The 22,820-nt window shown below is 65.2% G+C and carries 14 protein-coding genes and 1 tRNA gene; 9 read left to right on the forward strand and 6 right to left on the reverse strand.

What is annotated here, in order from left to right; all coding sequences use genetic code 11:
- Positions 1-6 precede the first annotated feature (6 nt).
- Together ACQ5SA_RS18115 and ACQ5SA_RS18120 are read right to left on the reverse strand one after the other, a co-directional pair.
- A complete protein-coding gene (locus ACQ5SA_RS18115) occupies positions 7-945 on the reverse strand; it encodes an ROK family protein (protein WP_499315408.1) in 939 nt (312 codons plus the stop codon).
- The gene (locus tag ACQ5SA_RS18120; protein WP_191077660.1) at positions 938-2,092 is read right to left on the reverse strand and encodes an SIS domain-containing protein; all 1,155 of its coding nucleotides are present in this window, start codon (positions 2,090-2,092) and stop codon (positions 938-940) included. Before ACQ5SA_RS18120 ends, ACQ5SA_RS18115 begins: the two co-directional genes overlap by 8 nt.
- 321 nt (positions 2,093-2,413) lie before the next feature.
- Between ACQ5SA_RS18120 and ACQ5SA_RS18125 the strand changes: the two genes are divergently transcribed.
- The 3 genes from ACQ5SA_RS18125 to ACQ5SA_RS18135 all read left to right on the forward strand — a co-directional run bounded on the left by ACQ5SA_RS18125 (position 2,414) and on the right by ACQ5SA_RS18135 (position 10,301).
- Positions 2,414-5,773, forward strand: a complete 3,360-nt coding sequence (locus tag ACQ5SA_RS18125; RefSeq protein ID WP_499315504.1) for a TIM-barrel domain-containing protein — start codon at positions 2,414-2,416, stop codon at positions 5,771-5,773.
- Positions 5,774-5,905: 132 nt separating this feature from the next.
- Positions 5,906-8,881, forward strand: a complete 2,976-nt coding sequence (locus ACQ5SA_RS18130; protein WP_499315409.1) for a TonB-dependent receptor domain-containing protein — start codon at positions 5,906-5,908, stop codon at positions 8,879-8,881.
- 64 nt (positions 8,882-8,945) lie between these two features.
- Positions 8,946-10,301 (forward strand): Gfo/Idh/MocA family protein, encoded by a 1,356-nt coding sequence (locus tag ACQ5SA_RS18135; protein WP_499315411.1) that lies wholly within the window; start codon positions 8,946-8,948, stop codon positions 10,299-10,301.
- A 190-nt stretch (positions 10,302-10,491) separates the two neighbouring features.
- Here the strand turns inward: ACQ5SA_RS18135 and ACQ5SA_RS18140 are convergent, their stop codons facing one another.
- Complete coding sequence (locus tag ACQ5SA_RS18140) at positions 10,492-12,201, reverse strand: DUF4434 domain-containing protein (protein WP_499315412.1); 1,710 nt, start codon at positions 12,199-12,201, stop codon at positions 10,492-10,494.
- 1,072 nt (positions 12,202-13,273) lie between these two features.
- Positions 13,274-13,350, reverse strand: a tRNA-Arg gene (locus tag ACQ5SA_RS18145).
- 149 nt (positions 13,351-13,499) lie between these two features.
- On the opposite strand from ACQ5SA_RS18145, the gene ubiA reads away from it, so the two are divergent.
- Together ubiA and ACQ5SA_RS18155 are read left to right on the forward strand one after the other, a co-directional pair.
- Positions 13,500-14,393, forward strand: coding sequence for a 4-hydroxybenzoate octaprenyltransferase (ubiA, locus tag ACQ5SA_RS18150; protein WP_499315414.1), 894 nt, complete (start codon positions 13,500-13,502; stop codon positions 14,391-14,393).
- 170 nt (positions 14,394-14,563) lie between these two features.
- On the forward strand, positions 14,564-15,988 hold the full coding sequence (locus tag ACQ5SA_RS18155; protein WP_499315416.1) for a short-chain fatty acid transporter: 1,425 nt from the start codon (positions 14,564-14,566) through the stop codon (positions 15,986-15,988).
- Positions 15,989-16,089: 101 nt separating this feature from the next.
- Here the strand turns inward: ACQ5SA_RS18155 and ACQ5SA_RS18160 are convergent, their stop codons facing one another.
- Positions 16,090-17,754 carry an AMP-binding protein gene (locus tag ACQ5SA_RS18160; RefSeq protein ID WP_499315418.1) on the reverse strand — a complete coding sequence of 555 codons (1,665 nt, stop codon included), beginning with the start codon at positions 17,752-17,754 and terminating at the stop codon, positions 16,090-16,092.
- Positions 17,755-18,063: 309 nt separating this feature from the next.
- On the opposite strand from ACQ5SA_RS18160, the gene ACQ5SA_RS18165 reads away from it, so the two are divergent.
- Positions 18,064-18,225 (forward strand): hypothetical protein, encoded by a 162-nt coding sequence (locus ACQ5SA_RS18165; RefSeq protein ID WP_165378361.1) that lies wholly within the window; start codon positions 18,064-18,066, stop codon positions 18,223-18,225.
- Between the two features lie 54 nt (positions 18,226-18,279).
- Here ACQ5SA_RS18165 and ACQ5SA_RS18170 read toward each other — a convergent pair whose 3' ends face one another.
- Positions 18,280-18,906, reverse strand: coding sequence for a YiiX/YebB-like N1pC/P60 family cysteine hydrolase (locus ACQ5SA_RS18170; protein ID WP_499315420.1), 627 nt, complete (start codon positions 18,904-18,906; stop codon positions 18,280-18,282).
- An 81-nt stretch (positions 18,907-18,987) separates the two neighbouring features.
- Between ACQ5SA_RS18170 and ACQ5SA_RS18175 the strand changes: the two genes are divergently transcribed.
- The 3 genes from ACQ5SA_RS18175 (at position 18,988) to ACQ5SA_RS18185 (ending at position 22,820) form a co-directional block, all read left to right on the forward strand.
- The gene (locus tag ACQ5SA_RS18175) at positions 18,988-19,500 is read left to right on the forward strand and encodes a hypothetical protein (protein ID WP_353098972.1); all 513 of its coding nucleotides are present in this window, start codon (positions 18,988-18,990) and stop codon (positions 19,498-19,500) included.
- Positions 19,501-19,572: 72 nt separating this feature from the next.
- Entirely contained in the window at positions 19,573-21,411 is a 1,839-nt protein-coding gene (locus tag ACQ5SA_RS18180) for a M3 family metallopeptidase (RefSeq protein ID WP_499315422.1), read from the forward strand.
- Positions 21,408-22,820, forward strand: coding sequence for a TPM domain-containing protein (locus ACQ5SA_RS18185; protein ID WP_499315424.1), 1,413 nt, complete (start codon positions 21,408-21,410; stop codon positions 22,818-22,820). Before ACQ5SA_RS18180 ends, ACQ5SA_RS18185 begins: the two co-directional genes overlap by 4 nt.

Below are 22,820 nucleotides of genomic sequence, written 5' to 3' on the forward strand. Positions count from 1 at the left end.
GGTCAATCAGGAAAACGAGGGTTGGCTGGCCAGCAGCGCGGCACCGCGTGCGCCACCGGCATCACCGAAGCGCGGTGGCACGATGGGCGGTACCTGCACGCCGTTGAACAGATGCGCGGCGATGGCCGCAGGCAGCAGCTGGTACAGCGGTGCGTACTGGGAAAGACCACCGCCGAGCACGATCACGTGCGGGTCCAGTGCCAGCACCAGTGCGGCGAGGCTGTGGCCGAGCAGGTCGCGATGGATGTCGAGCGCCTGCCGTGCACGCGCATCGCCGGCTTCGGCCAGGGCGATCACCACGCTGGCATCGGCAGCGCTGCCACCGAGGTGGCGCTCGATCATCGCCAGGCCACTACCGGACACGTAGCGTTCCACGCAGCCTTGCAGGCCACAGGCGCAATCGATCAACGGCAGGCCATGGCGCTGCAGCAGGTGCCCTGGCACGCTCCAGTGGCCCCATTCGCCGGCCAGGCCGTTGAAGCCGGACAGCAGGCGTCCCTGCAGGCAGAAGCCGCCACCGGCACCGGTGCCGAGGATGGCGCCGAACATGCTGGGGTAGCCATCGGCGGCGCCGCCATGCGCTTCAGAGAGCGCGAAACACTGCAGGTCGTTGCCGAAATGCAGCGGGCGCTGCAGGCGTGCCTGCAGATCGCTCGCCACGCATTGGCCGGTCAGCGCAGGAACATTCGCGCTGAGCTGGCGGCCGCTGCGACGATCACGCACGCCGGGCAGGGCGATGCCGATGGCCGCATCGCTGCGACCCAGCGCGGCATCGGCCTCAGCGACCAATGTCACCACCGCCTGCAGGAAGCCGTCGTAGTCACCCTGCGGAGTGGCCACGCGGCGCCGCCAGGTGACCTGCATCGCCGCATCGCACACCACCAGCTCGGTCTTGGTGCCGCCGATGTCGATGCCGTAGCAGGCGTTGGCGATCAGCTCAGCCATGGTGGATGGTGACACCCTTGACCACGCGGTTGACGGTGCCGTCCGGGAACGGATTGTCCGGGGTCAGGCCAAGTGCGGCCGAACGCTGCAGCGCGTACAGCTGCGCAAAGCCCAGCCACACCGGCGCAAGCCACGGGTCATCCAGGGCAGGCACGGTGAGGGTGTAATCATCATCGGCGCCGATATCCGAATGCGGGCCGATCGACAATACCTGGCCGGCCACGCCATCGCGGCGCAGTTCTTCCAGCAGATCCTGTTCATAGCGGCGCGCCAGCGGCTGCCCGCTGCGCAGCACGACCACCAGGGTGGTGCCGTCCAGCGTGGATTTCGGGCCGTGGCGGAAGCCGAGCGGGGTGTTGGCCAGCGCCAGCACGCGGCCGGCGGTCAGCTCCAGCACCTTCAGCGCAGCTTCGCGAGCGAGTGCTTCCAGCGGGCCGCTGCCAAGGTAGATGACCCGGTTGAACGGGCGCTGCGCCAGCGCGGCCACGGGCGCGTCCCACTGCGCCTGGCCTTCGCGGGCGAGACCGGCAATCTGCTTCAGTCGCGCGATGCGCGCATCCCACGGCGAACGGTCGAACACGGTCAGCGCGGCCAGCAGCATGCAGGTCAGGCTGCTGGTCATGGCGAAGGCGCGGTCGCAGCTGGCCGACGGCATCAGCAGGGTGCAGGTATCGGCACGGCCGGCGCCGCGACGGGCCAGTTCGCCATCGGCATTGCAGGTGATGTCGAGGAAGCGCGCATCGTCCACGTCGCTGCGCACGCGATCGACGGCGGCAACGCTTTCGGGGCTGGAGCCGCTGCGGCCGAACGACACCAGCAGGGTCGGACGGTCGCGCTGCAGGTACAGCGCCGGATGGGTGAGCAGGCTGGTGGTGTGCACCACACGCACGTCGGCCGGCCACTGCGCGTTGATGGCATCGGCCACCATTTCGGCGATGAAGCCGGAACTGCCGGCGCCGGTGAACAGCACACGCTGGTTCGGGTCATTGAGGCTGTCGCCGAGGAAGGCCTGCAGGCGGTCGCGGGCACGCGACAGATCCTGTGCAAGGGCTTCCCACAGCGCCGGCTGCTGGGCGATTTCGGTAGCGGTATCGGCTCCGCCGCGGCGCTGCCAGGCGGACACATCGGAAAGCAGGGTGACGTCCATTCGGAGGTTCCAGTTGGGCCACCGCACCATCTGTGTTTTCTTTCGAAATGTCAAATACCGAAAGTAAAAAGAAAGATATTGAGGCAACTACTTTCCCGGCGCGGCAGGCTGCTGGAAACGAAAGAAACCGCCAGATGCCGTATCGCACAATGCTTAACAGGGGGCTGCAAGCGCTTACACAAAGTATTGCAGCGCACCAACTTTCGTTTCATGTAAATATATCTTCCTTTTTCCTTTCAATTTGTTGACATCTTTCGAATCGCTGCCCTAGAGTCGGCCCAACCGCTTTCGAAACGCCCGGTGAACGGGTTGGGAGTCCGTGTGGAAATCTGCGTTCGTCGTTCGCCACTGCTGCTGGCCCTGTTGCCGGCATTGCTGTCGGCGTCCCTGTCGGCCCAGGCCGCACCGGTCGGCAACCTGCGCTCGGTCAGCGCCAGTGCCAGCACCGACGGTGTAAGTGGCTGGGACCTGCAGACCGACAACGGCACGCGCATCCGCATCGAACTGCCGGCCACCGACATCATCCGCGTGCAGGCCGGCCGCAACGGCAAACTGACCGGTGCCGGCGACAAGGCCGCGCCGATCGTGCTGCCGCAGCCCAAGGCCAACGTGCAGGCGCAGCTGGAAGAAGACGCGCAGGAAATCCGCGTGCGGACCGCTGCACTCGTGCTGCATGTGCAGCGGCAGCCGCTGCGCCTGCGCCTGGAGCGCCTGGACAACGGCCAGCCCACCGCCTTGTGGCAGGAACTGCAGCCGCTGGACCTGGATGCCACGCAGAGCGTGCAGGTGCTGTCCTCGCAGGCCGATGAAGGCTATTACGGTGGTGGCCAGCAGAACGGCCGCTACCAGTTCAAGGGCCGCGAACTGGAAGTCTCGTATTCCGGCGGTTGGGAAGAGGGCGATCGCCCGAGCCCGGCGCCGATGCTGCTGAGCAGCCGTGGCTGGGGCATGCTGCGCAACACGTGGAGCGACGGCAGCTACGACCTGCGCCAGAGCGACCAGGCCACCCTGCTGCATCGCGAAGACCGCTTCGATGCCTATTACTTCGTTGGCGCCGACCTGCCGAAGCTGATCGAGCGCTACACCCAGCTGACCGGCCGCCCGAACATGGTGGCGCGCTGGGCGCTGTCCTACGGCGATGCCGATTGCTACAACGACGGCGACAACAGCAAGAAGCCCGGCACCGTGCCCGAAGGCTGGAGCGACGGCCCGACCGGCACCACCCCCGATGTGATCAACAGCGTGGCCAAGCAGTACCGCGCCAACGACATGCCCGGCGGCTGGATCCTGCCCAACGACGGCTACGGCTGCGGCTACAAGCAGTTGCCGGAAACGGTACAGGGCCTGGCCAAGTACGGGTTCCGCACCGGGCTGTGGACCGAGAACGGTGTCGACAAGATCGCGTGGGAAGTGGGCAGGGCCGGCAGCCGCGTGCAGAAACTGGACGTGGCCTGGACCGGCAAGGGTTACCAGTTCGCGATGGATGCCAACCGCCAGGCATTCAACGGCATCCTCGACAATTCCGATTCGCGTCCCTTCCTGTGGACGGTGATGGGCTGGGCCGGCATCCAGCGCTATGCCGTGGCCTGGACTGGCGACCAGAGCAGCAGCTGGGATTACATCCGCTGGCACGTGCCGACCCTGGTGGGTTCGGGCCTGTCCGGCATGGCCTACGCCAGTGGCGATGTGGACGCGATCTTCGGCGGCAGCGCCGAGACCTTCACCCGTGACCTGCAGTGGAAGGCGTTCACTCCCGTGCTGATGGGCATGAGCGGCTGGTCGTCGAACGCACGCAAGCACCCGTGGTGGTACGACGAACCGTACCGCAGCATCAACCGCGATTACCTGAAGTTGAAGATGCGCCTGACCCCGTACATGTACGGGCTGGTGCACGAGGCCGCACAGACCGGCGCACCGCCGGTGCGTGGCCTGATGTGGGACAACCCGCGCGATCCGCACGCGCAGGATGAAACCTACAAGTACCAGTTCCTGCTCGGCCGCGACCTGCTGGTCGCGCCGGTGTACCGCAGCCAGGCCGCCAGCCGTGGCTGGCGCCGCGACATCCACCTGCCGGCCGGCGGCTGGATCGACTACTGGGATGGCCGCCGCGTGCAGGCCACCGCCGATGGCCGTCAGCTTGACCGCCAGGTGGACCTGGCCACGCTGCCGGTGTTCGTGCGTGCCGGTGCGATCCTGCCGATGTACCCGTCGATGCTGTTCGACGGCGAGAAACCCCTCGATGAAGTGACCTTCGATCTGTACCCGCAGGGCGATTCGCAGTACACGCTGTACGAAGACGATGGCAACACCCGCCGCTACCAGCAGGGCGAGTCGAGTACACAGGTGATCCGAGTACAGGCGCCTGCACAGGGCAGTGGCCCGGTGCAGGTGCAGATCGATGCGGTGCAGGGCCAGTACAACGGCCAGCTGGCGCAGCGCCACTATGGCCTGCGCGTGCTCAGCCGGCAGGCGCCGCGTGCGGTGCAGTCCGCCGGTCGTACGCTGCCTGCGCTGGCCGACGCGACCGCGTTCAACAGTGCCAACGAGGGCTGGTACTTCGACGCCAAGGAGCGTCGCGGTACCGTGCATGTGCGCACTGCTGCGCAGGACATCCGCCAGCCGCTGCCGCTGCAGCTGGACTTCGCCGTCGCCGCAGCGGCCACTGACGATGCCTACCCGGCCGCACCGGTGCTGGGCCGCGAACTGCCGGCCGACAGCCTGCTGGTGGTCAATCGCCCGGCCGAAGAACCCGGCCATGCGCTGGAAAATGCGTTCGATGATGAGCCGGCCACCTGGTTCCGCAGCGTGCGCAACCAGGCCGTGCGCACCGGTGCCCATGAGTGGGTGATCGGCTTCGGCGAACGGAAGATGATCGACGGCATCGACATCGCACCGCGCAACGACAAGAACTGGAAGCACGGCCAAGTACGCGACTACGAGGTGTACCTGGGCGACAGCAATGGCGAGTGGGGTGAACCCATCGCCCGCGGTCACCTGCAGCTGAAGGAAGGCATGCAGCGCATCGACTTCCCTGCCCACGCCGGTCGCTTGCTGCGCTTCCGCGTGCTGAGCGTGCAGAACCCCGAAGGTGATGGCGCCAGCAGCACCGATCCGATGGTGACTGCCGCGCAGGGCAGTGCGCGTGCCTTCGACGCGCTGCAACCGCGCGACGTCGGCCCGATTGCGCTGTCCACCTTCCACATCCTCGAACACCAGGAACCGGAGCGACCGGCCCGGCAGCGCTATCTCTCCGAGCTGCCGGTGCCGGCCGCGCTGGCCAGCCAGGTGCGCGCCGACAAGGCGTTCACTGGTGACGCCGGCATGCGCATGAACGGCCTGCAGTTCCGTCGTGGCCTCGGCGTAGCCGCCAGCAGCCGCATCGACCTGCGTCTGCAGGGTGGCTGGCGCCTGCTGCGTGCCGACCTCGGCATCGACGACGCCTGCCGCACGGCCGGTGGCCTGCAGTTCCAGGTCTGGGGTGACAACCATCTGCTGTACGACAGCGGCCTGGTGAAGGCGCCCGGTGTGGTCAAGCCTGAGCTGGATATCCGTGGTCTTTCCACCCTGAGCCTGCGCACGCTGGGTGCGCAGGGCAGCCAACCCGCCCAGGTCTGTGCCAACTGGGCCAACGCCGTGCTGATCGGCCAGGAGGGCGACTCCGCCAGCATCGTCGCCCCATGACCGCCACGTAACACCGCTCCTCCCCCGCCCATTCCGACTACGGCTTCACCACGACTGTGGGGGCCGTGGCCCGGGAGCGTTTTGCCCGCCGATCCACTATTCGCGCCGCACCCCTGCCAGGAGAGAACCCCGATGTTGCCCGCCCGCCACCACCGCCCCCCCTGTCGTTCCATCGCCCCGCTGTCGCTGGCCATTGCCGGCGCGCTGCTGTCGGTCGCTGTTCCTGCCTTCGCCCAGGAGAGCAAGGACAAGGCCACCGACCTGGCCCGCATCGAGGTCACCGGCTCCAACATCCGCCGCACCGACGTTGAAACCGCCTCGCCGGTGCAGGTGATCAGCAAGCAGGACATCCAGAACATGGGTGCGCGCACGCTGCTGCAGGTGCTCGACAACCTGCCGGCCGCGCGGCCAGCGCAGCAGGATTCGCGCTCGCTGTTTACCGGCTCGGACGGCGCATCGCAGGCCAACCTGCGCGGCCTCGGCGCACAGGGCACGCTGGTCCTGTTGAATGGCCGTCGCCTGTCGTACTACGGCGCGCCAGCAGGCTTCCAGACCCAATTCGTCAACATCGATGCGATTCCCGCCGCCGCCATCGAACGCATGGAAGTGCTGACCGACGGCGCTTCCGCCGTGTACGGCACCGACGCGGTGGCCGGCGTGATCAACGTGATCACCAAGCGCAACTTCCAGGGTGCGGAGATCAGCTTCAGCAACGACACGTCCTCGCGCATCGACTCCTACGGCGAGCGTCAGGCCAGCATCACCGCCGGCTTCGGTGACCTCACCGAGAACCGCTTCAACATCTACGGCGCGGTCAACATGTACCGCCGCGACGCGATCCCGCTGGCCGACTTCTACGACAAGCGCCCGGACCAGTACTACGTCAACAATCCCAATTACCTGACCAACCTGCGCCTGGGCGTGGGCAGCAAGCCGGGCCAGTTCAACCCGGGCAGCTACTTCGCGTTCGATCCGGTGACCGGCCGCCGCGTGCAGGAAGCCGCGCCGGGCTGCCAGAACGTGCTGCAGGGTGAAGCCGCCGGCCCGCGTTGTGTCTGGGAAACCTGGATGAACAACGAGATTGATGCCGGTGCCAAATCCGAGCGCAACACCGCCTACCTCAACGGCACCTTCCTGGTGGGCGACAGCACCGAAATCTTCGCCGAAGCGACCTACACCGACATCGACCTGCGCGCCAACGGCGGCACCCCGCGCAGCTACGGCACCACCACCGGCAACCCAACCAGCTGGTTCTCGCGTGATACCGGCACCAACGTCAACCAGTTCCTGTATCCGTTCCTGGGCCCGAACAACGAGTACAACCACGCCAGCCCCGAGCTGCGCGCGATGATGGGCGGTGTGGTCGGCCTGCAGTACCTGCTGCAGGATGCCGGCGCCAACTACTTCGGCCAGCGCAACACCGACAAGAGCTACCGCGTGCTGACCGGCGCGCGTGGCAACATCGGCGACTGGAACTGGGAAACCGCGTTCGCCACCGCCGGCACCCACTCGACCACTTACCAGACGATCAACGTCAACGTGAAGGGCTTCGAGAAGGCATTCGGTCCGTACAGCATCGATCCGGGCACCGGCCGGGTGATCATCTCCGACCACCCCGCCTACAAGTTCGGCGAGATCAGCGAAGCCAACGGCGCCCTGATCCGCGAGGCCTTCCCGACCTTCGACATCCAGTCGTGGACCCGCCTGCACACCCTGGACGGGAAGATCGAAGGTCCGCTGTTCCAGTTGCCGGCCGGTGAGATGCGCGCTGCGTTCGGCTTCAATGCCAGCCGCGAAACCTTCTACACCCCGGGCAACGCCGATGCCGCCGCCGGCCTGATCACCCAGCAGGGTGGCTCGTGGTTTGACGGTGCGCGCAACACCTATGCACTGTTCACCGAAACCGTTGCGCCGATTACCGACAAGCTGGAACTGGATGCCGCGCTGCGCGTGGACAAGTACCCCAACTTCAGCGCCAACGTCGCGCCGAAGATCGGCTTCAAGTACCAGGCATTCGAGCAGCTGATGCTGCGCGGCACCTATTCCACCGGCTTCCGCGCACCGAGCCTGGCCGAGTCCGGCAACGGCGGCGTGTTCGCCCAGCTGGGCGGTTACCGCGACGAAGTGCGCTGCGGCGAGACCAATGCCATCGCCAACCTGCTGCTGAAGTCGGCACGCGGTGGCGATGTGGACCTGGGCAAGAGCCTGCTGAACGTGGACTGCAGCCGCACGGTCGCCCGCATGACCCAGCCGAACAAGGACCTGAAGCCGGAGAAGGCCAAGATCACCACGCTCGGCTTCGTCTACGAGCCGGCCAGCTGGTTGTCAGTGTCCGCCGATTATTGGTTCATCTACCGCGACAACGAAATCGTGGCTCCGGATTACCGCCGCGCCGAGGACATCATCTCCTCCACCCGTTCGCCGATTACCGACAGCGACCGCGCCAACCTGGCCGCGCTGGCCGCCATGTGTGGCGATCCGGCCAGCGGCGTCAGCTGCCCCGGCGCGCTGCCCGGCTACAGCGTGGGCAACGTTTCCAGCGTGGTGGGCCAGTACAAGAACCGCGGCAAGACCCTGATCGATGGCTTCGACATCGATGCGCGCAGCCGCTTCTCGCTGGGTGAATGGGGTGGGCTGAACATCGGCCTGGCCGCGACCATCGCCAACCGCAACCGCTTCTACATGGACGAACAGAACGGCTGGTTCTACGGCGACGTGGTGGGCTACTACAACAACCCGCGACTGCGCGCGACGCTCAATGCCGACTGGACCTACAAGCAGGTCACCACCAGCATGTTCGTCAACTACGTGGGCGGCACCAAGTGGGCCACCGACCAGGTCGACGAAGTGAGCAACAACAAGGAAACCTGCACCGGCGGCTACCTGGCACTGCAGAAGAGCAAGTGCGATGGTGCACCGTCGTGGTGGACCGCCAACATGAGCGTCACCTGGCGCCCGGACGATGCCTGGAACCTGAGCTTCACCGTCAAGAACCTGTTCAACCGCCTGCCGTTCTACGACCCGAACAGCTTCCTGGGTGACTCCAGTGACTACGCCACCATCTTCGGTCGTGGTTACAGTGTGACCATCGGCTACCGGTTCAAGTAATTCCGTTTGCGTGACCAGGCGCGTCGGCCAAGGCTGGCGCGCCTTCAAGAGGAGAGTGTTTGCCATGAAGCGTAGGGAATTCATCGCGGCCAGTGCCGCTGTCGCCGCCAGCAGCCTGCTGCCGCAGACCCCGGCATGGGCACGTGGCCGCAAGGTACGCCTGGCCGTGATCGGCACCGGCATGCGTGGTCTGGTGCTGCTGAAGGAACTGGTGCGTCGCAACGACGTGGAAGTCGTTGCCCTGTGCGATATCGAGCCGATCATGCTCGGTCGCGCCGTGGAGATGGTCAGCAAGGCGGGCAAGCCTGCGCCGAAGACCTACGGCCAGGACCGTGACAGCAATGCCTGGAAGCGCCTGCTGGAGCAGAAGGGCATCGACGGCGTGATCATCGCCACGCCCTGGGAATACCACGCACCGATGGCGATTGCCGCGATGCAGGCCGGCGTGGCCGTGGGCTGCGAAGTGGTGGCCGGCATCACCCTGCAGGACCACTGGGATGTGCTGAAGACCCAGCTGAGCACCGGCACCCCGTACATGCTGCTGGAGAACGTCTGCTACCGCCGCGACGTGATGGCCGCACTACAGATGGTGCGGCAGGGTCTGTTCGGCGAACTGGTGCACCTGCAGGCCGGTTACCAGCACGACCTGCGCGGGGTGAAGTTCAACTCCGGCGACCCGAACCAGCCCTACGACAGCGGCGTGGAGTTCGGCCCCAAGGGCTGGAGCGAAGCACGCTGGCGCACCGAGCACTCGGTGGAGCGCAATGGCGAGCTGTACCCCAGCCACGGCATCGGCCCGTGCGCGATGTATACCGGCATCAACCGCGGCAACCGCTTCACCCACATCAACGCGTTCGCCACCAAGGCGCGCGGCCTGCACGAATACACCGTGGCCAAGAGTGGCGGCACCACCCACCCGAGCACCAAGGTCAAGTTCAAGCTCGGCGACATCGTGACTACCACGCTGGCCTGCGAGAACGGCGAGACCATCCTGCTGCAGCACGACACCTCGCTGCCGCGACCGTATTCGATGGGCTTCCGCGTGCAGGGCACCAAGGGCCTGTGGATGGACGTGAACCATTCGATCCACATCGAAGGCCGCAGCCCGCCGCACCAGTGGGAAGAGTTCAAGACGTACCAGGACCAGTACGAACATCCGCTGTGGAAGCAGAATGCAGACACTGCTGCGAGTGCAGGTCACGGTGGCATGGACTGGTTCGTGATCCATGCGTTCGTGGAAGCGCTGAAGGCCAAGGCACCGATGCCGATCGACATCTACGACGCAGTGACGTGGAGCGCGATTACCCCGTTGAGCGAGCAGTCGATCGCCAACAGTTTCCAGACGCTGGAGTTCCCGGATTTCACTGCGGGGCTGTGGCAGAAGCGCAAGCCTATTTTTGCGTTTGACGGGAAGTATTGACCTGCAATGTATGAAGCCGAGCGGCGTTCGGCTGCTTTAGCTACCAGCAACGCCGGACCATGACCGGCGTTGCTTTCGGCCTTTTGTATGGGGCTTTTGGAGTCGGCTCCGCAACGTCATCATTGTTGGCGAGTGTTCAATAAACCGCCTCATTGCATAACTAATTGCGTGCAGCCATTGGTGAAGTAGATCAATAGCTCATGCTGAAATTCTCTGTCGTCGACTTGATCCCTGACGGCGTACTCTTGAGCGCGCCCACATAGAGGAAGAAGCCTGGCGCAAGGTTGGATCGCTGGAAGGGAATCCAAACCGAATCCAAACCACCACCCGCGCCTCCAGGGTAGATCCAGCCTGGTGCAAAGCGTTGGGTCTGAACTTGCCATTTCGAGTCGTACCACGTGATCTGGAACTCAGTGCCGGAAGAAATTCCATGCCCATTCACCACGAGGCCAGTGGTGGGCGAGTCCCAGAAGAAGGCGTCCGTCACCACCGGCCTATCGTGATCGGCTGCAATGGCTTCGGAAAGTGGTAGGCCGAAACGCTCGCTGCAAGTGAACAGGGGGTCGTACATGAATGAGATAACCCTGTCTGCACGGCTGGTCACGAATGTCAGCGCTCGATCCATACGCGCCTTGGTTGTTCGAGACAATGATACGAAACTGCAACCGGTGTAGTTCGGACTATCAGTGTCTTCTTCAAATGCCTCCAGATTTGCCCACAGATCAACTCTCCTTCCTCCTTGATTGAGTTCTGATTTCGCACTGTTCAAAGCGCTGAAAACATCCCGTATTGAGCCTGTGTACTGACTAGAAAATGATCTATTGGCGTCAACTCGAGGATAATCGCCAAGAGCTGGGTCTACCGCGCCGATGAACTGTGTTTCCTGCCCCGGCCAGTAGTAAGCCGCATTTCCCGTGCCCCGACCATCCTGAGGCGCAATGATGTCCACGCCAGCGTTTGCCAATCGCCTGAAGCCGTTGACAGTCTGCTCGACCGTCTGCGTATTTCCGCCGCCATCCTTGAGAAGGAAGAGATAAGGCGAGACAACATATTTTCCATTCGGGATCAGGCTGCGAAAAGCGCTGGCATCTAGACCGTACTCGTTGTCGGATGCAGTGTAGGTGGTGCCAAGCAGCGCCTCGTAAGTCTGATATGCGCCGCGAAAGCTACGGTGTCCAGCATGCCTTTCTTGCCAATCGGCATAGACGCGCCGTGCCCAGTCTCGATGTGAGGGGAGCATCTCTGCATCGATCATCCATTCTTGCCCGGTCACGATCGGGAATGCGGGTGCGCCGAGGTAAACCTCCATGTCGAGGTGATCGGCGACGGTGAGCATCGCAGTAGTACTCTCAATCGCATTCGAATCGTACTGAACGAACAGAACATCGAAGGTTCCACTTGAGTAGTCGCAAGGTGCCTGACCATCATGCGGCAATACAATGCGCCAGAAGACCCTTGGCGTGCCATCCACGACCGCTTCAATTCGTCGGTCCAAGCCGCTGGGGCAAGCAATCGCGGGGCCATAGTGCTCATTGAAGTCATAGCTCAGCCAGCCGCGGATACGAGTGCTGCCGATCTCCTGCAAAGCCTGTTGCACGCAGGAAGCTCCCGTTGAAGTTCGGCAGCCAACTGCGACAGTTGCGGGATCTGCGTGGCGTTTCAGATGTGGCGCGAAGTTCAGAACAGTTGTGCCGCCGGTTCGGTGGAAATCCTGAAGCGTGGTCTGCCATGAACAGGCCGAGCGTTGGTACATCCAGGTGCCGCGTATTGGATAGTCCGCTGTCACAGCGGTATCGTACTGAGTGCCGCAGTAGCCGATCGTCTCTGATGCCCTTGATTCAGCTGAAAAAATCGTGAGTGCAGGTATCGAGATCAGCACTAGCAAGAATCTGAATTTCATGAGTTCTCCTTTGAAGTTCTTTCCATGATGTTCTCGCCTCAGAACATGATTCGAGGCCCGAACCCTAAATGTAGAGAACGTGGCTCGTAGAAAGATTGTGAAAGGAATGAGGCGGTGTCAATGCTTGGCTCCCCACGGTTTTCATCCTCTTCGGTTCCCGACCTCTGCACGGCACAGCACGCCGAAGCTGTGCGATGAATGCAGGCGGTGTCCGATGGTGAGCTGCATCATCAGCGGAGTGGTTACGCGATGGCGTGGCAGAAGGTGTGCTGCTTGTCGGAGGAGCGCTTTTTTGACGTGTGCGGCATCGAGTTCTGGATACTCCGCAAGTGCTAGGTTCTCCACAACGGGTGGTTGCCGCGCAAGGCCAATGCGGAGAGCTTTGGCTTCGTTGCCGACCATGCCTTCATCGCACGCGATACACATGCGGTCTATCACGCCTGGACCTGTCAGACGGGCATCGGGCATGGATAGTCACAGCTTCCGACAATGCGGCACGCATTGGCAGGACTACCTTCACGTCTATATCGAGTAAGAAGCGTCACTGAAGGCCCTGGCCGTTGCAGACATCAGGACATTCCGCGACCTGAGCGGTGATTACGGCGCCGACGATCAGGGTGGTTGGTACTGCGGACAACAGTTGAAGCGCTACACGCAGGGTGATCGCCTGCAGATGCTCGTCAACGATCTGTTGTATGTCTGCGGTGATCCCGACGTGTGCTGCGATGGTAAGCCCCTGGCGGGCGCCGAACCAACGCGATGGCGTGCGCGGCCTAGTGGCTGTCGTGACGACACGCGCATCTGTTTCATCGAGAAGAAGCTACCGCGAGTAGATGCCGTACATGGCAACTCCTGCAAGCACATTGGTCGAGAGACAAGACTCATCTTTTCAACGTGCGCCTGGTCGAGACTGACCCGGCGCTGCGCATGCACCTTGAACCAGGGCGCTCTGGGTGATAGCTGACGTCAGCGGGGGAAGGTGTCGAAGGCGAACTTGATCGGGCCGCCGGATGCAGAGAACCCCGGATCTCCTCGGGGTTCGCACTTCTTGGCATCAGCCAAGCGTTCAAATTGGCGCGCCCGGAGGGATTCGAACCCCCGACCAATGGCTTCGGAAGCCACTACTCTATCCGGCTGAGCTACGAGCGCGTGGTGGAACCGCCGCGCCGTCGGCCAGGGCCGGGGCGGGCATCGCAACGCAATGAGGCGGTGCGGGATGGGCATTCTATCCAGTTTCGCCGCACAAATCTCCCCCCGCCGGCAAAGTCGGTCAGAAGGCACAGGAGTATCCTAGTGTCATGGCTGATACCCCCCTTTCCGCGCCGCATCCGGCGCCGACGCCGCGCTGGCGTCATTACTGGAGTCTGATGCGCGCCGATCGCCCGATCGGCACGCTGCTGCTGCTGTGGCCCACCTGGTGGGCGTTGTGGCTGGCCGCTGGCGGCCTGCCGCCGTTGTGGACCCTGTTCGTGTTCACTGCCGGCGTCTGGCTGACGCGCTCCGCCGGCTGCGTCATCAACGACTACGCCGACCGCTGGCTCGACCCGCACGTGGAACGCACCAAGGCGCGGCCGTTGGCGACCGGCGCGATCAGCGGCCGTGCCGCGCTGGCCCTGTTCGCGGTGCTGATGCTGGTGGCCTTCGGCCTGGTGTTGACCCTGAACGGCCTGACCATCGCCCTGAGCTTCATCGGCGTGTTCCTGGCATCCAGCTATCCCTACCTGAAGCGCTACACGCATCTGCCGCAGGTCTATCTGGGCATGTCGTTCGGCTGGGGCATCCCGATGGCCTTCGCGGCCGTGCAGGGCGAGGTGCCGTTGCTGGGTTGGCTGCTGTATGCCGGCAACATCCTGTGGTCCACCGCCTACGACACCTGGTACGCCATGGTCGACCGCGAAGACGACCTGAAGATGGGATCGCACTCCACCGCGATCCTGTTCGGCGATCTGGACCTGGTCATCCAGGGTGTGCTGTACGCACTGTTCCTGGCCACGATGGCGCTGGTGGGCGTGCGCGGCGGGCTGGGCGGTTACTACCTGGCCGGCTTAGCGGTGGCGACGCTGCTGGTGGTGTACGAGTTCTGGATCTGCCGCAACCGCGAGCGTGGGCCGTGCTTCAAGGCCTTCCTGCACAACAATTGGGTGGGTGCCGCGCTGTTTGCCGGTATCGCCGTGGATCTGGCGCTGCGCTGATCCCAGGGTCTGGTAGAGCCGGCCGCTGGCCGGCTGCACCCGTATGCGATCCCGAGGTTGCCGGCCAGCGGCCGGCACTGCCGTCATGCCTGCCACCTACGACCAATAGGTGGCTGACAGCCCGCACCCCACCGCCCAGAATCAGGCCATCGAACCTGGGAGGGTAGGCAATGGCATCGACCGCGGCAGTGCAGGACGGCTGGATGGCGCGCGCAGCATTGCGCTCGGCCGCCTGGGCGGAAAAGTGGTTCCCCGATGCGTATGTGTTCGCGGTGCTCGGCGTGGTCATCGTCGCCGTGGCGGCGATCAGCTTTGGCGCGACCCCGCAGGCCACCGCCAGCGCCTTCGGCGACGGATTCTGGAGCCTGATTCCCTTCACCATGCAGATGGCCTTCGTGGTCATCGGTGGCTATGCCTTGGCCACTGCGCCGGTGGTGGCGCGCTTCATCGACTTCCTCGCCCGCGTACCGCGCACCGGTCGCGGCGCAGTGGTGTACGTCGGTCTGGTCAGCATGCTGGCCTCGCTGCTCAGCTGGGGCTTCTCGCTGGTGTTCGGCGGCCTGCTGGTGCGTGCGCTGGCCCGCCGCACCGAGCTGCGCATGGATTACCGTGCTGCCGGTGCCTCGGCCTATCTGGGCCTTGGCGCCGTGTGGGCGATGGGCCTGAGTTCGTCGGCTGCACAGCTGCAGGCCAATCCGGCCAGCATGCCGCCGGGGCTGGTGGAGATCACCGGCGTACTGCCGTTCACCGAAACCATCTTCCTGTGGCAGTCGATTGTGCTGACCGCCGTATTGATCCTGGTCTCGTTGCTGATCGCCTGGCTGACCGCACCGGCCGCCGGCAGTGCGCGCACCGCCGAAGATTTCCCCGGCGCCGCCCAGGCCGAACCGGAACCGCTGCAGGGCCGCACGCGGCCCGGTGAATGGCTGGAATACAGCCCATTGCTCACCGTGCTGCTTTCGCTGTTGGCCTTCGGCTGGCTGTTCAACGAGTTCGCCAACAAGCCGTTGGTCAGCGCCATTGCCAACCTCAACACCTACAACTTCATGTTCATCTCGCTGGGCCTGCTGTTGCACTGGCGCCCGCGCAGCTTCCTCAACGCGGTGGCCAAGGCGGTACCCAGCACCACCGGTGTACTGATTCAGTTCCCGCTGTACGGCGGCATCGCGATGATCCTCACCCATGCCGCCGGTGGCGATGGCGAGACCCTGGCGCATCGGCTGTCGAGCCTGTTCGTGCACGTGGCCAGCACCGAAAGCTTCGCGCTGGTGATGGGCGTGTACTCGGCGGTGCTGGGCTTCTTCGTGCCGTCCGGTGGCGGCAAGTGGATCATCGAAGCGCCGTACGTGATGCAGGCCGCGAACGAACTGAAGGCGCACCTGGGCTGGGCGGTGCAGGTCTACAACGCGGCCGAAGCGCTGCCGAACCTGATCAACCCGTTCTGGATGCTGCCGCTGCTGGGCGTGCTCGGCCTGAAGGCCCGCGACATCGTTGGCTTCACCTTCATCCAGCTGCTGGTGCATATCCCGCTGGTGCTGGGGCTGTTGTGGCTGCTGGGGATGACGCTGGCGTACGTGCCGCCGGTGATGCCGTAGCGCAGACACGGGGTCATGTGGGGTCAGAGCCTCTCCGCTGGAGAGGATTCGACCCCGGGGTCAGATCCCTTCCGAAGGAAGGGCTCTGACCCCGGAGACCCTCAGCCAGCCGCCGCCTGCTTCTCGATCTCCGCCTTGCGCAGCAGGAAGCGCTGCAGCTTGCCGCTGGGTGTCTTCGGCAGCTCCGCCACGAATTCAACCTGTCGCGGATACGCATGCGCGGACAACCGGCGACGCACATGCTGCTGCAGTTCCTGCGCCAGCGCGTCGCTGCCGCTGACACCATCGCGCAGGATCACGAATGCTTTGACGATCTCGGTGCGTTCGGGATCCGGCACGCCGATCACCGCGGTCTCCACCACTGCAGGGTGTTCCATCAGCACGCTCTCCACGTCGAATGGACCGATGCGATAGCCCGACGATGTGATCAGGTCGTCCGAGCGGCCGAAGAAGCTGATCGAGCCATCGTCCTCGCATTCCACCGAATCGCCGGTGAAGTAGTAACGATCACCCAGCGCCGGCGTGTCGGCACCGTAGTAGCCGGTGAACCACATGATCGGCGACTGCCGCAGGTCCACGGCGAGGATGCCCGGCGTGCGCGGCGGCAGTTCGTTGCCGGCATCGTCCAGTACCGCCACACGGTAACCGGGCATCGCAACGCCCGATGACCCCGGCCGCACGGCATGCTCCAGCGCGTGGTGGTTGTTCACCACCATGCCGGTCTCGGTCTGGCCGTAGTGGTCGAGCACCGTGGTGCCCAGATGGGCCGCGAACCAGCGGGCGATCTCCGGGTTCAGCGGTTCGCCGGCGCTGCTCACCACCCGCAGCTGCCCCTTGATGGACGCGCTGGCCTCGGGCCCGGCGGCGATGACCTGCCGGTAAGCAGTCGGCGAGCCGGCAAGGTTGGTGACACCCAGCCGCGCGACGATGTCGTTCAATACCTGCACGCTGAAACCGGCCTCGCTGAAGGTGGTGGCCTGACCCAGCAGCAGTGGGCCGATCACGGCGTAGTACAGCCCATAGGCCCAGCCGGGATCGGCGATGTTCCAGAACACGTCGTCTACGCGCAGGTCTACGGCCTGTTGCATGTAACCGGCAAAGGCCAGCAATGCGCGCAGCGGCACCGGCACGCCCTTGGGACTGCCGGTGGTGCCGGAGGTGGACAGCAGCGCCATCAGCTCATCTCCGCGCAGCATCACCGGCGCGAAGTCGGGTGTGGCACCGGCGGTGCGTGCGGTCCAGTCGATGTCGCCGGCACGCAGCGCCTGTCCGGATGCCAGCACCGTGGCCACCTGCGGGCAGCCATCGACCTCGTCCAGCTTGCTGCGGTTTGCGCTGTCGGTCACCACCAGGGCGGTGCGGCCGGTTTTCAACCGTGTTTCGATGGCCTTGGGGCCGAACGCGGTGAACAACGGCTGGTAGATCGCGCCCACGCGCCAGGTACCGAGGATGGTCGCGAGCAGTGCGGGCGTACGCGGCAGCAGGCCGGCCACCACATCGCCCTTGCCGATACCGTTGCTAACAAGCACATGGGCAACTTGCGCGGAGGCATCGCGCAGGTCCTCGAAGGTGTACAGGTGCACTGCCCCTTGGACATCCACCCAGCGCAGCGCCAGCGCATTGCGGCCGCAATGGCGGTCACAGCACTCCACGCAGGCGTTGATGCCGGCCTGCAGGTCACCATGCAGCTGGCGCTGCGCAAGCTCGATGCTGAAACCGGCCAGTGCCTGTTCGTAGGTGGTGCGTGCTGCGGTGTCGCGGGCCATGCGCATCTCCGGGGTGATGTCACCCGACGATAGGCGGCGCCCCGGCATGCTGCAAATGGGACCATAGGCGTAGGCGGCTGCTGCGCACGCCACGGCGGTGCAGGCCGCTGAATGCGTTCGTTTCCGTCTGCAGCATGAGGACATGCCAAACCCGCATGAATCCTTCCGTGGCTTGTGCCGCAAGGGCTGGCGCGCGTTCATTCACGCGCGTACACACAGGTGTAGCCCGCTCACAACGCATGGTTAACCAATTGCTGCCGACGATGGCCCCGTCCACCGCATTCCGCGCGTGGCATTTGGAGATCGGACATGGCACAGCAGAACCAGAACCCGAACCAGAAGCAGCAGGGCCAGCAGAACCAGCAGGATCAGCAGCAGGAGCGCGGCCGCGACCAGCAGCAGCAACAGCAGCAGGAACAGCAGAAGCGCAACCAGAACCAGCAGCAGGGCGGGCAGGACGAGGAAGAGTGATCCTGGCAGTCGCCATTCATCACCGACGAAGCCCCGCCCCGCGCGGGGCTTCGCTTATTCGAGCACGCCGATCCGCTGCAGCACTGTCGCTGCGGCCATGTCGTTGGGATTGGTACCGGGCAGGCCCTGCGGTACATCCAGGCCCATGCCGCGATACAGGTCTACCCAGTGCTGGGAAATCTCACCGGTCTGCGGGTTGCGGAAGTTCATCGGCTGCAGCGCGAACACATGGTGTGCACGGAACGCACGTTCGACGAAGTCCGAGCAGTAGTAGCGTTCGTCGTTCAACACGTAGGCGGTGTTGTACGGCTTGCCCAGCATCGTGCGTGCGGTGGCCACTGCATCGGTGATGGCATTCTTTGGCGGCGCGCGCAGGCGATAGACCACAACCTGTCGTTGCTTGCCATGCGCATCCTCGCGGAACTGGTCCAGCGTCTGCCGGCGCGAGCCCTTCTCATCGGCATGCAGCACCTCCCAGCCCTGCGGCGACGACGCCACCAGGGCGACATGGTCGAAGCTGGGCGCACCTTGCTTTCCGGTCGCATCGTCGATGGCCGCGCTCAGGCCGGCACGGCCAGCGGTGACGAACAGCAGGTCGCCTTCACGGACCTCGATGGCCATCGCCAAGGCTGGCCACAGGGCGGGCAGCAGCAGGCCGATCAGGAGCAGGAGGCGGCGCATGGGCATCTCGAACAGGCGGGAAGGCGCGATTGTAGGCGGCAGGATAGGATGGCGCGACCAAACCGGAATCAGGACGATCCCATGAAGCCCCGCCGTTCCCTTGCGTTGCTGGCACCCGCCCTTGGCCTTGCGCTGTCCGCCTGCACGCCTGCGCCGCAGCCAGCGCCTGCTGATGCCCCGGCCCCTGCAGCGGCACCTGCCAGCACGGCGAAGGCGGTGGAGCCGGCACCCGCGGTGGCGACAGCGGCGTGCCCCCATCCCGCGTTCGATACCTTCCTGAAGCACTTCGGCAATGAGATCACCCTGCAGGAAAAGGCCACGGCCGATCCGCTGCTGGACAGCTACGTTGACGCGGGTGCCGAGCCCGAGCCGCGTACTGTGGAGCGCCCGCTGGCATTGGCCGCTGTCGAATGGCCGGTGATGCCTGATCCAGCCGGGTTGGCCGGGCAGGGCCGGCAGATGCAGGTGACGGCCGTGGCCGATGGGCAGATGCAGGTGCAGATCCGCACGCCCGACAGCAGCGACCAGCAGACCTATACCTTCGTGCAGAAGCCGTGCTGGACACTGGTCAAGCGTGAAGACGAGTCGATCTGAGGCCAGATCGGGACAGGCGCAGGCCGTCGGCGGCTGCTAGGCTCGAAGCTCGATCAAGGCAGGGAGACGCCGATGCGGGCCCGCAGGATGCGCACCACTACCGTAGTCATCGCCACATTGTGGGCGATGGCCACCTCCCTCGGCACCCATGCACAGTCGCTGCACGCCGATGACCGCGCGTACTTCCCCAGCGCCCCCGCCGAGCAGGCGGCGCGCGTGATCCTGAGCGAGCGCGTTGAGGCATTGCAGAGCGCCACGGCGGGCGAGCCGGCCACGCGCTTCCGCCAGGCCGAAGTGCTGCAGGCACAGTGCATGCGTCACCATGCGTATCTGCATCTGCAGGCCGCGCGCAACGCACGCGATCGTCGCCCGGCGCAGGCGCTGGACCAGGTGATGGGGCTGTGCAGCCGTATCGCCCGCACCGGCAGAGCCGCCCTGCGTGAGGCGCCGGCGGATGCCCCCTGGCTGGCGTCCTATGGGTTCCTGCGCGCCCGCGCGCTGCAGGAAGGCGCGGCGCCGGCCAATGCGCAGCTGGATGATGCCGTGGATGCACTGGCCGACCCGGCGCTGGATACCTTCGCGCGCCTGCGCCGGCAGATCATGCACAGCGCGGAATTCCCGCGTATCGAGGGTGCTGGCCGCAGCTGGGATACCGGTGCCGACAAGCAGGCCCTGGCCCAGCACCCGGACCGGGCGCTGCGTGAGGCCGGCTGGAAGGGATACTGGCAGGGCGTGCAGTCGCGCCGTGAACCGATGGCGTCGGTACTGCTGGGACTGGTGCAGGTGAATGAGGCCGCCGCGCGTCTGCAGGGCGACGGCTCGGCCACCGCACGCGGCTATCGACGCATGGGCATGGATACGCAGACGGTTGACGCGACGCTGGCGGCGATCGAGCGCCAAGCGGCAGACCGTCGTGACTACCAGGACGTGCTGCTGCAGCATGCCGGGCGCAGCGGTGTGGTGTCGCCGCAGCTGTGGGATACCACCGTGCCGGATGCCGGCTACACCCCACCGGTGCTGACCCTGGAGCAGCTGCGCGATACCGCGGCCGACGCCATGCAGCCCTTGGGGCCGGAATATGTCGCCGAGCTGCGCGCGCTGCTGGATCCTGCGCACAAGCGCATGGATCTGGCCACAGTGCTCGGCAGTCGCAGCCAGGACGCGTTCCATGTGTTCGCACCGGACACGCCGGCGCTGCTGTTCGTCGGGCTGCGCAGCGGCGATCTGGAAAGTGACGTGGAGATCGCCCATGAAGCAGGTCACGCCATGCATGGGCAGTGGATGCTGCGCGGGCACGCCTCGCCACTGCATCTCAATGGCAGTGCGTGGATGACCGAGGCCTTCGCCATCTACAACGAGCTGCGCTTCCGTGACCAGTTGTACCAGCAGGCGCAGGACCCGCGCGCCAAGGCGTACTACCTGAAGTCGCTGCTCGACGACATGGTGTTGCAGCTGTTCACTTCCTCCGAGGAAGCGCAGCTGGAGCAGTCGATCTACCAGGGCGTGGCCAGCAATACATTGGGCACCGCCGACGATCTGGACGCGCTCACCGGCCAGGTGCTGGCGCGCTACGGCCAGCAGCCCCAGCGCTGCCCTCAGCTCCGCAGCAGCTGGATCGGCAAGCGCCTGATGTATGACGACCCGCAGTATCTGGTCAACTATCTCTATGCCGGCTTGCTGGCGGTGCAGCTGTATGTGCAGGACCAGCAGGACCCGGAGGGCTTCCGCCAGCGCTACCTGACCGTACTGGGTGAGGGCTTTGACCGCGCACCGCAGGAACAGGTAGCGCAGTTGCTGGGTCATGCACCGGACTGGCCGGCACTGGTCGATGCGGATCTGCAGGTGTTCGCGCAGAACGCTGCCCGGCTGCAGGCGCTGTATGCGCAGATCGAGGCAGGGCAGGGCACATGAGCGGCGTGCCGCAGGCGCACGTTGCCAGGCCGTGGGCGTGGCTTGCGCTGTTGCTCTGCCTGCTGCCGCTGCTGGCACTGGCGGCAGCCCCGATCCCTGCGTTGAATGACCCGGTGGTGGACACTGCCGACGCGCTGTCGGCCAGCACCCGCGCCACGCTGCGCGAGCAGGCATTGCAGTTGCAGGCACGCAAGGGTGCGCAGCTGCAGGTGCTGGTGGTGCCGAGCGTTGGCGAAGAAGGCATCGAAGCCTATGCGCAGCGCGTCTTCGACCAATGGCAGCTGGGCCGTGCTGGCGTCGATGATGGCGTACTGGTGCTGGTGGCGGTGCAGGATCGGCGCGTACGCATCCAGACCGGTTATGGCCTGGAAGGCACCATTCCTGATGCGTATGCCGCACGCATCATCGACAAGGCGATCGTGCCGCGGTTGCGCGAGGGAGACCTGGACCGGGGCGTGCTGGACGGTACCAGCGTGCTGGTGGCGCTGGTCGATGGCGAGCAACTGCCAGCTTGGGATGATTCATTGGCACGCAACGTGTTGCCACCGGATTGGCGCACGGGGGATTCGGTCGTCGCGCTGACGTTGTTGGCGGGCTTCCTGGCGGGTCTGTGGCGATCACCTCCGCGCTTGCTGGCGACCAGGACCGAAGCCGAGTTCACCGGTAACCGCCGCGAGCGGCGGCGCAAGGCACTGGCAGCCAATGCGGCGGTGCCCCGGCCCACGTGGCCGACATTGCCTGCCTGGGGCAGGCCGCTGCTGGTGACGGCGGTGATTGCTGCGGGACTGCTGTCTGCGACGCTGCTGTTGCCGCGCCACGTGCTGCCGGCGCTGTTCTTCGTGACGGTGCCCGCTGTACTGGTGGCGACCCTGCTGGGTTGGTGCTGGCGACGCAGCCGTGGCGTGCGCATCGTGCTGTGCGGCATGCTCGCCGTCAGTACCGGCTTCTTTGTGGTGCTGCTGGTCCGTGGCCAGTTGCCGCCCAGCCTTGCGCTGCACACGTTGCTGAACCTCGCGGTCGGCATCGCCGCCATGCTGGTGTTCTTCCTGGTGCAGGCCGGACGCGCGCGCTGGCGGAAGAACCGCAACAGCTTCGCCATCCGCGTGGTGGTGCTGGTGCTGCTGACTGGGGGCTATGCGCTGGGCGCACTGCTGGCCATCGATCGTGCCGGCGACGAGAACGCCCGCGTGCTGGCAACGATCCTGTCCAGCGTGGGCACGCTGTTCCTGTACTTCATCTGGGTGTTCACCCTGTTGCCTGGCGAAGAAGCCCGGAGCGGCCGCGGTTCGTCCAGAGGCTACCGTTCCTCCTCCAGCACCTCGTCGTCCAGTTCGTCCTCGAGCAGTTCCAGCGACTGGTCCGGTGGTGGCGGCCGCAGCGGCGGCGGTGGTGCCTCGGGCAGCTGGTAG

The sequence above is a fragment of the Stenotrophomonas indicatrix genome (assembly GCF_050573115.1).
Taxonomy (GTDB): Bacteria; Pseudomonadota; Gammaproteobacteria; order Xanthomonadales; family Xanthomonadaceae; genus Stenotrophomonas; species Stenotrophomonas lactitubi_A.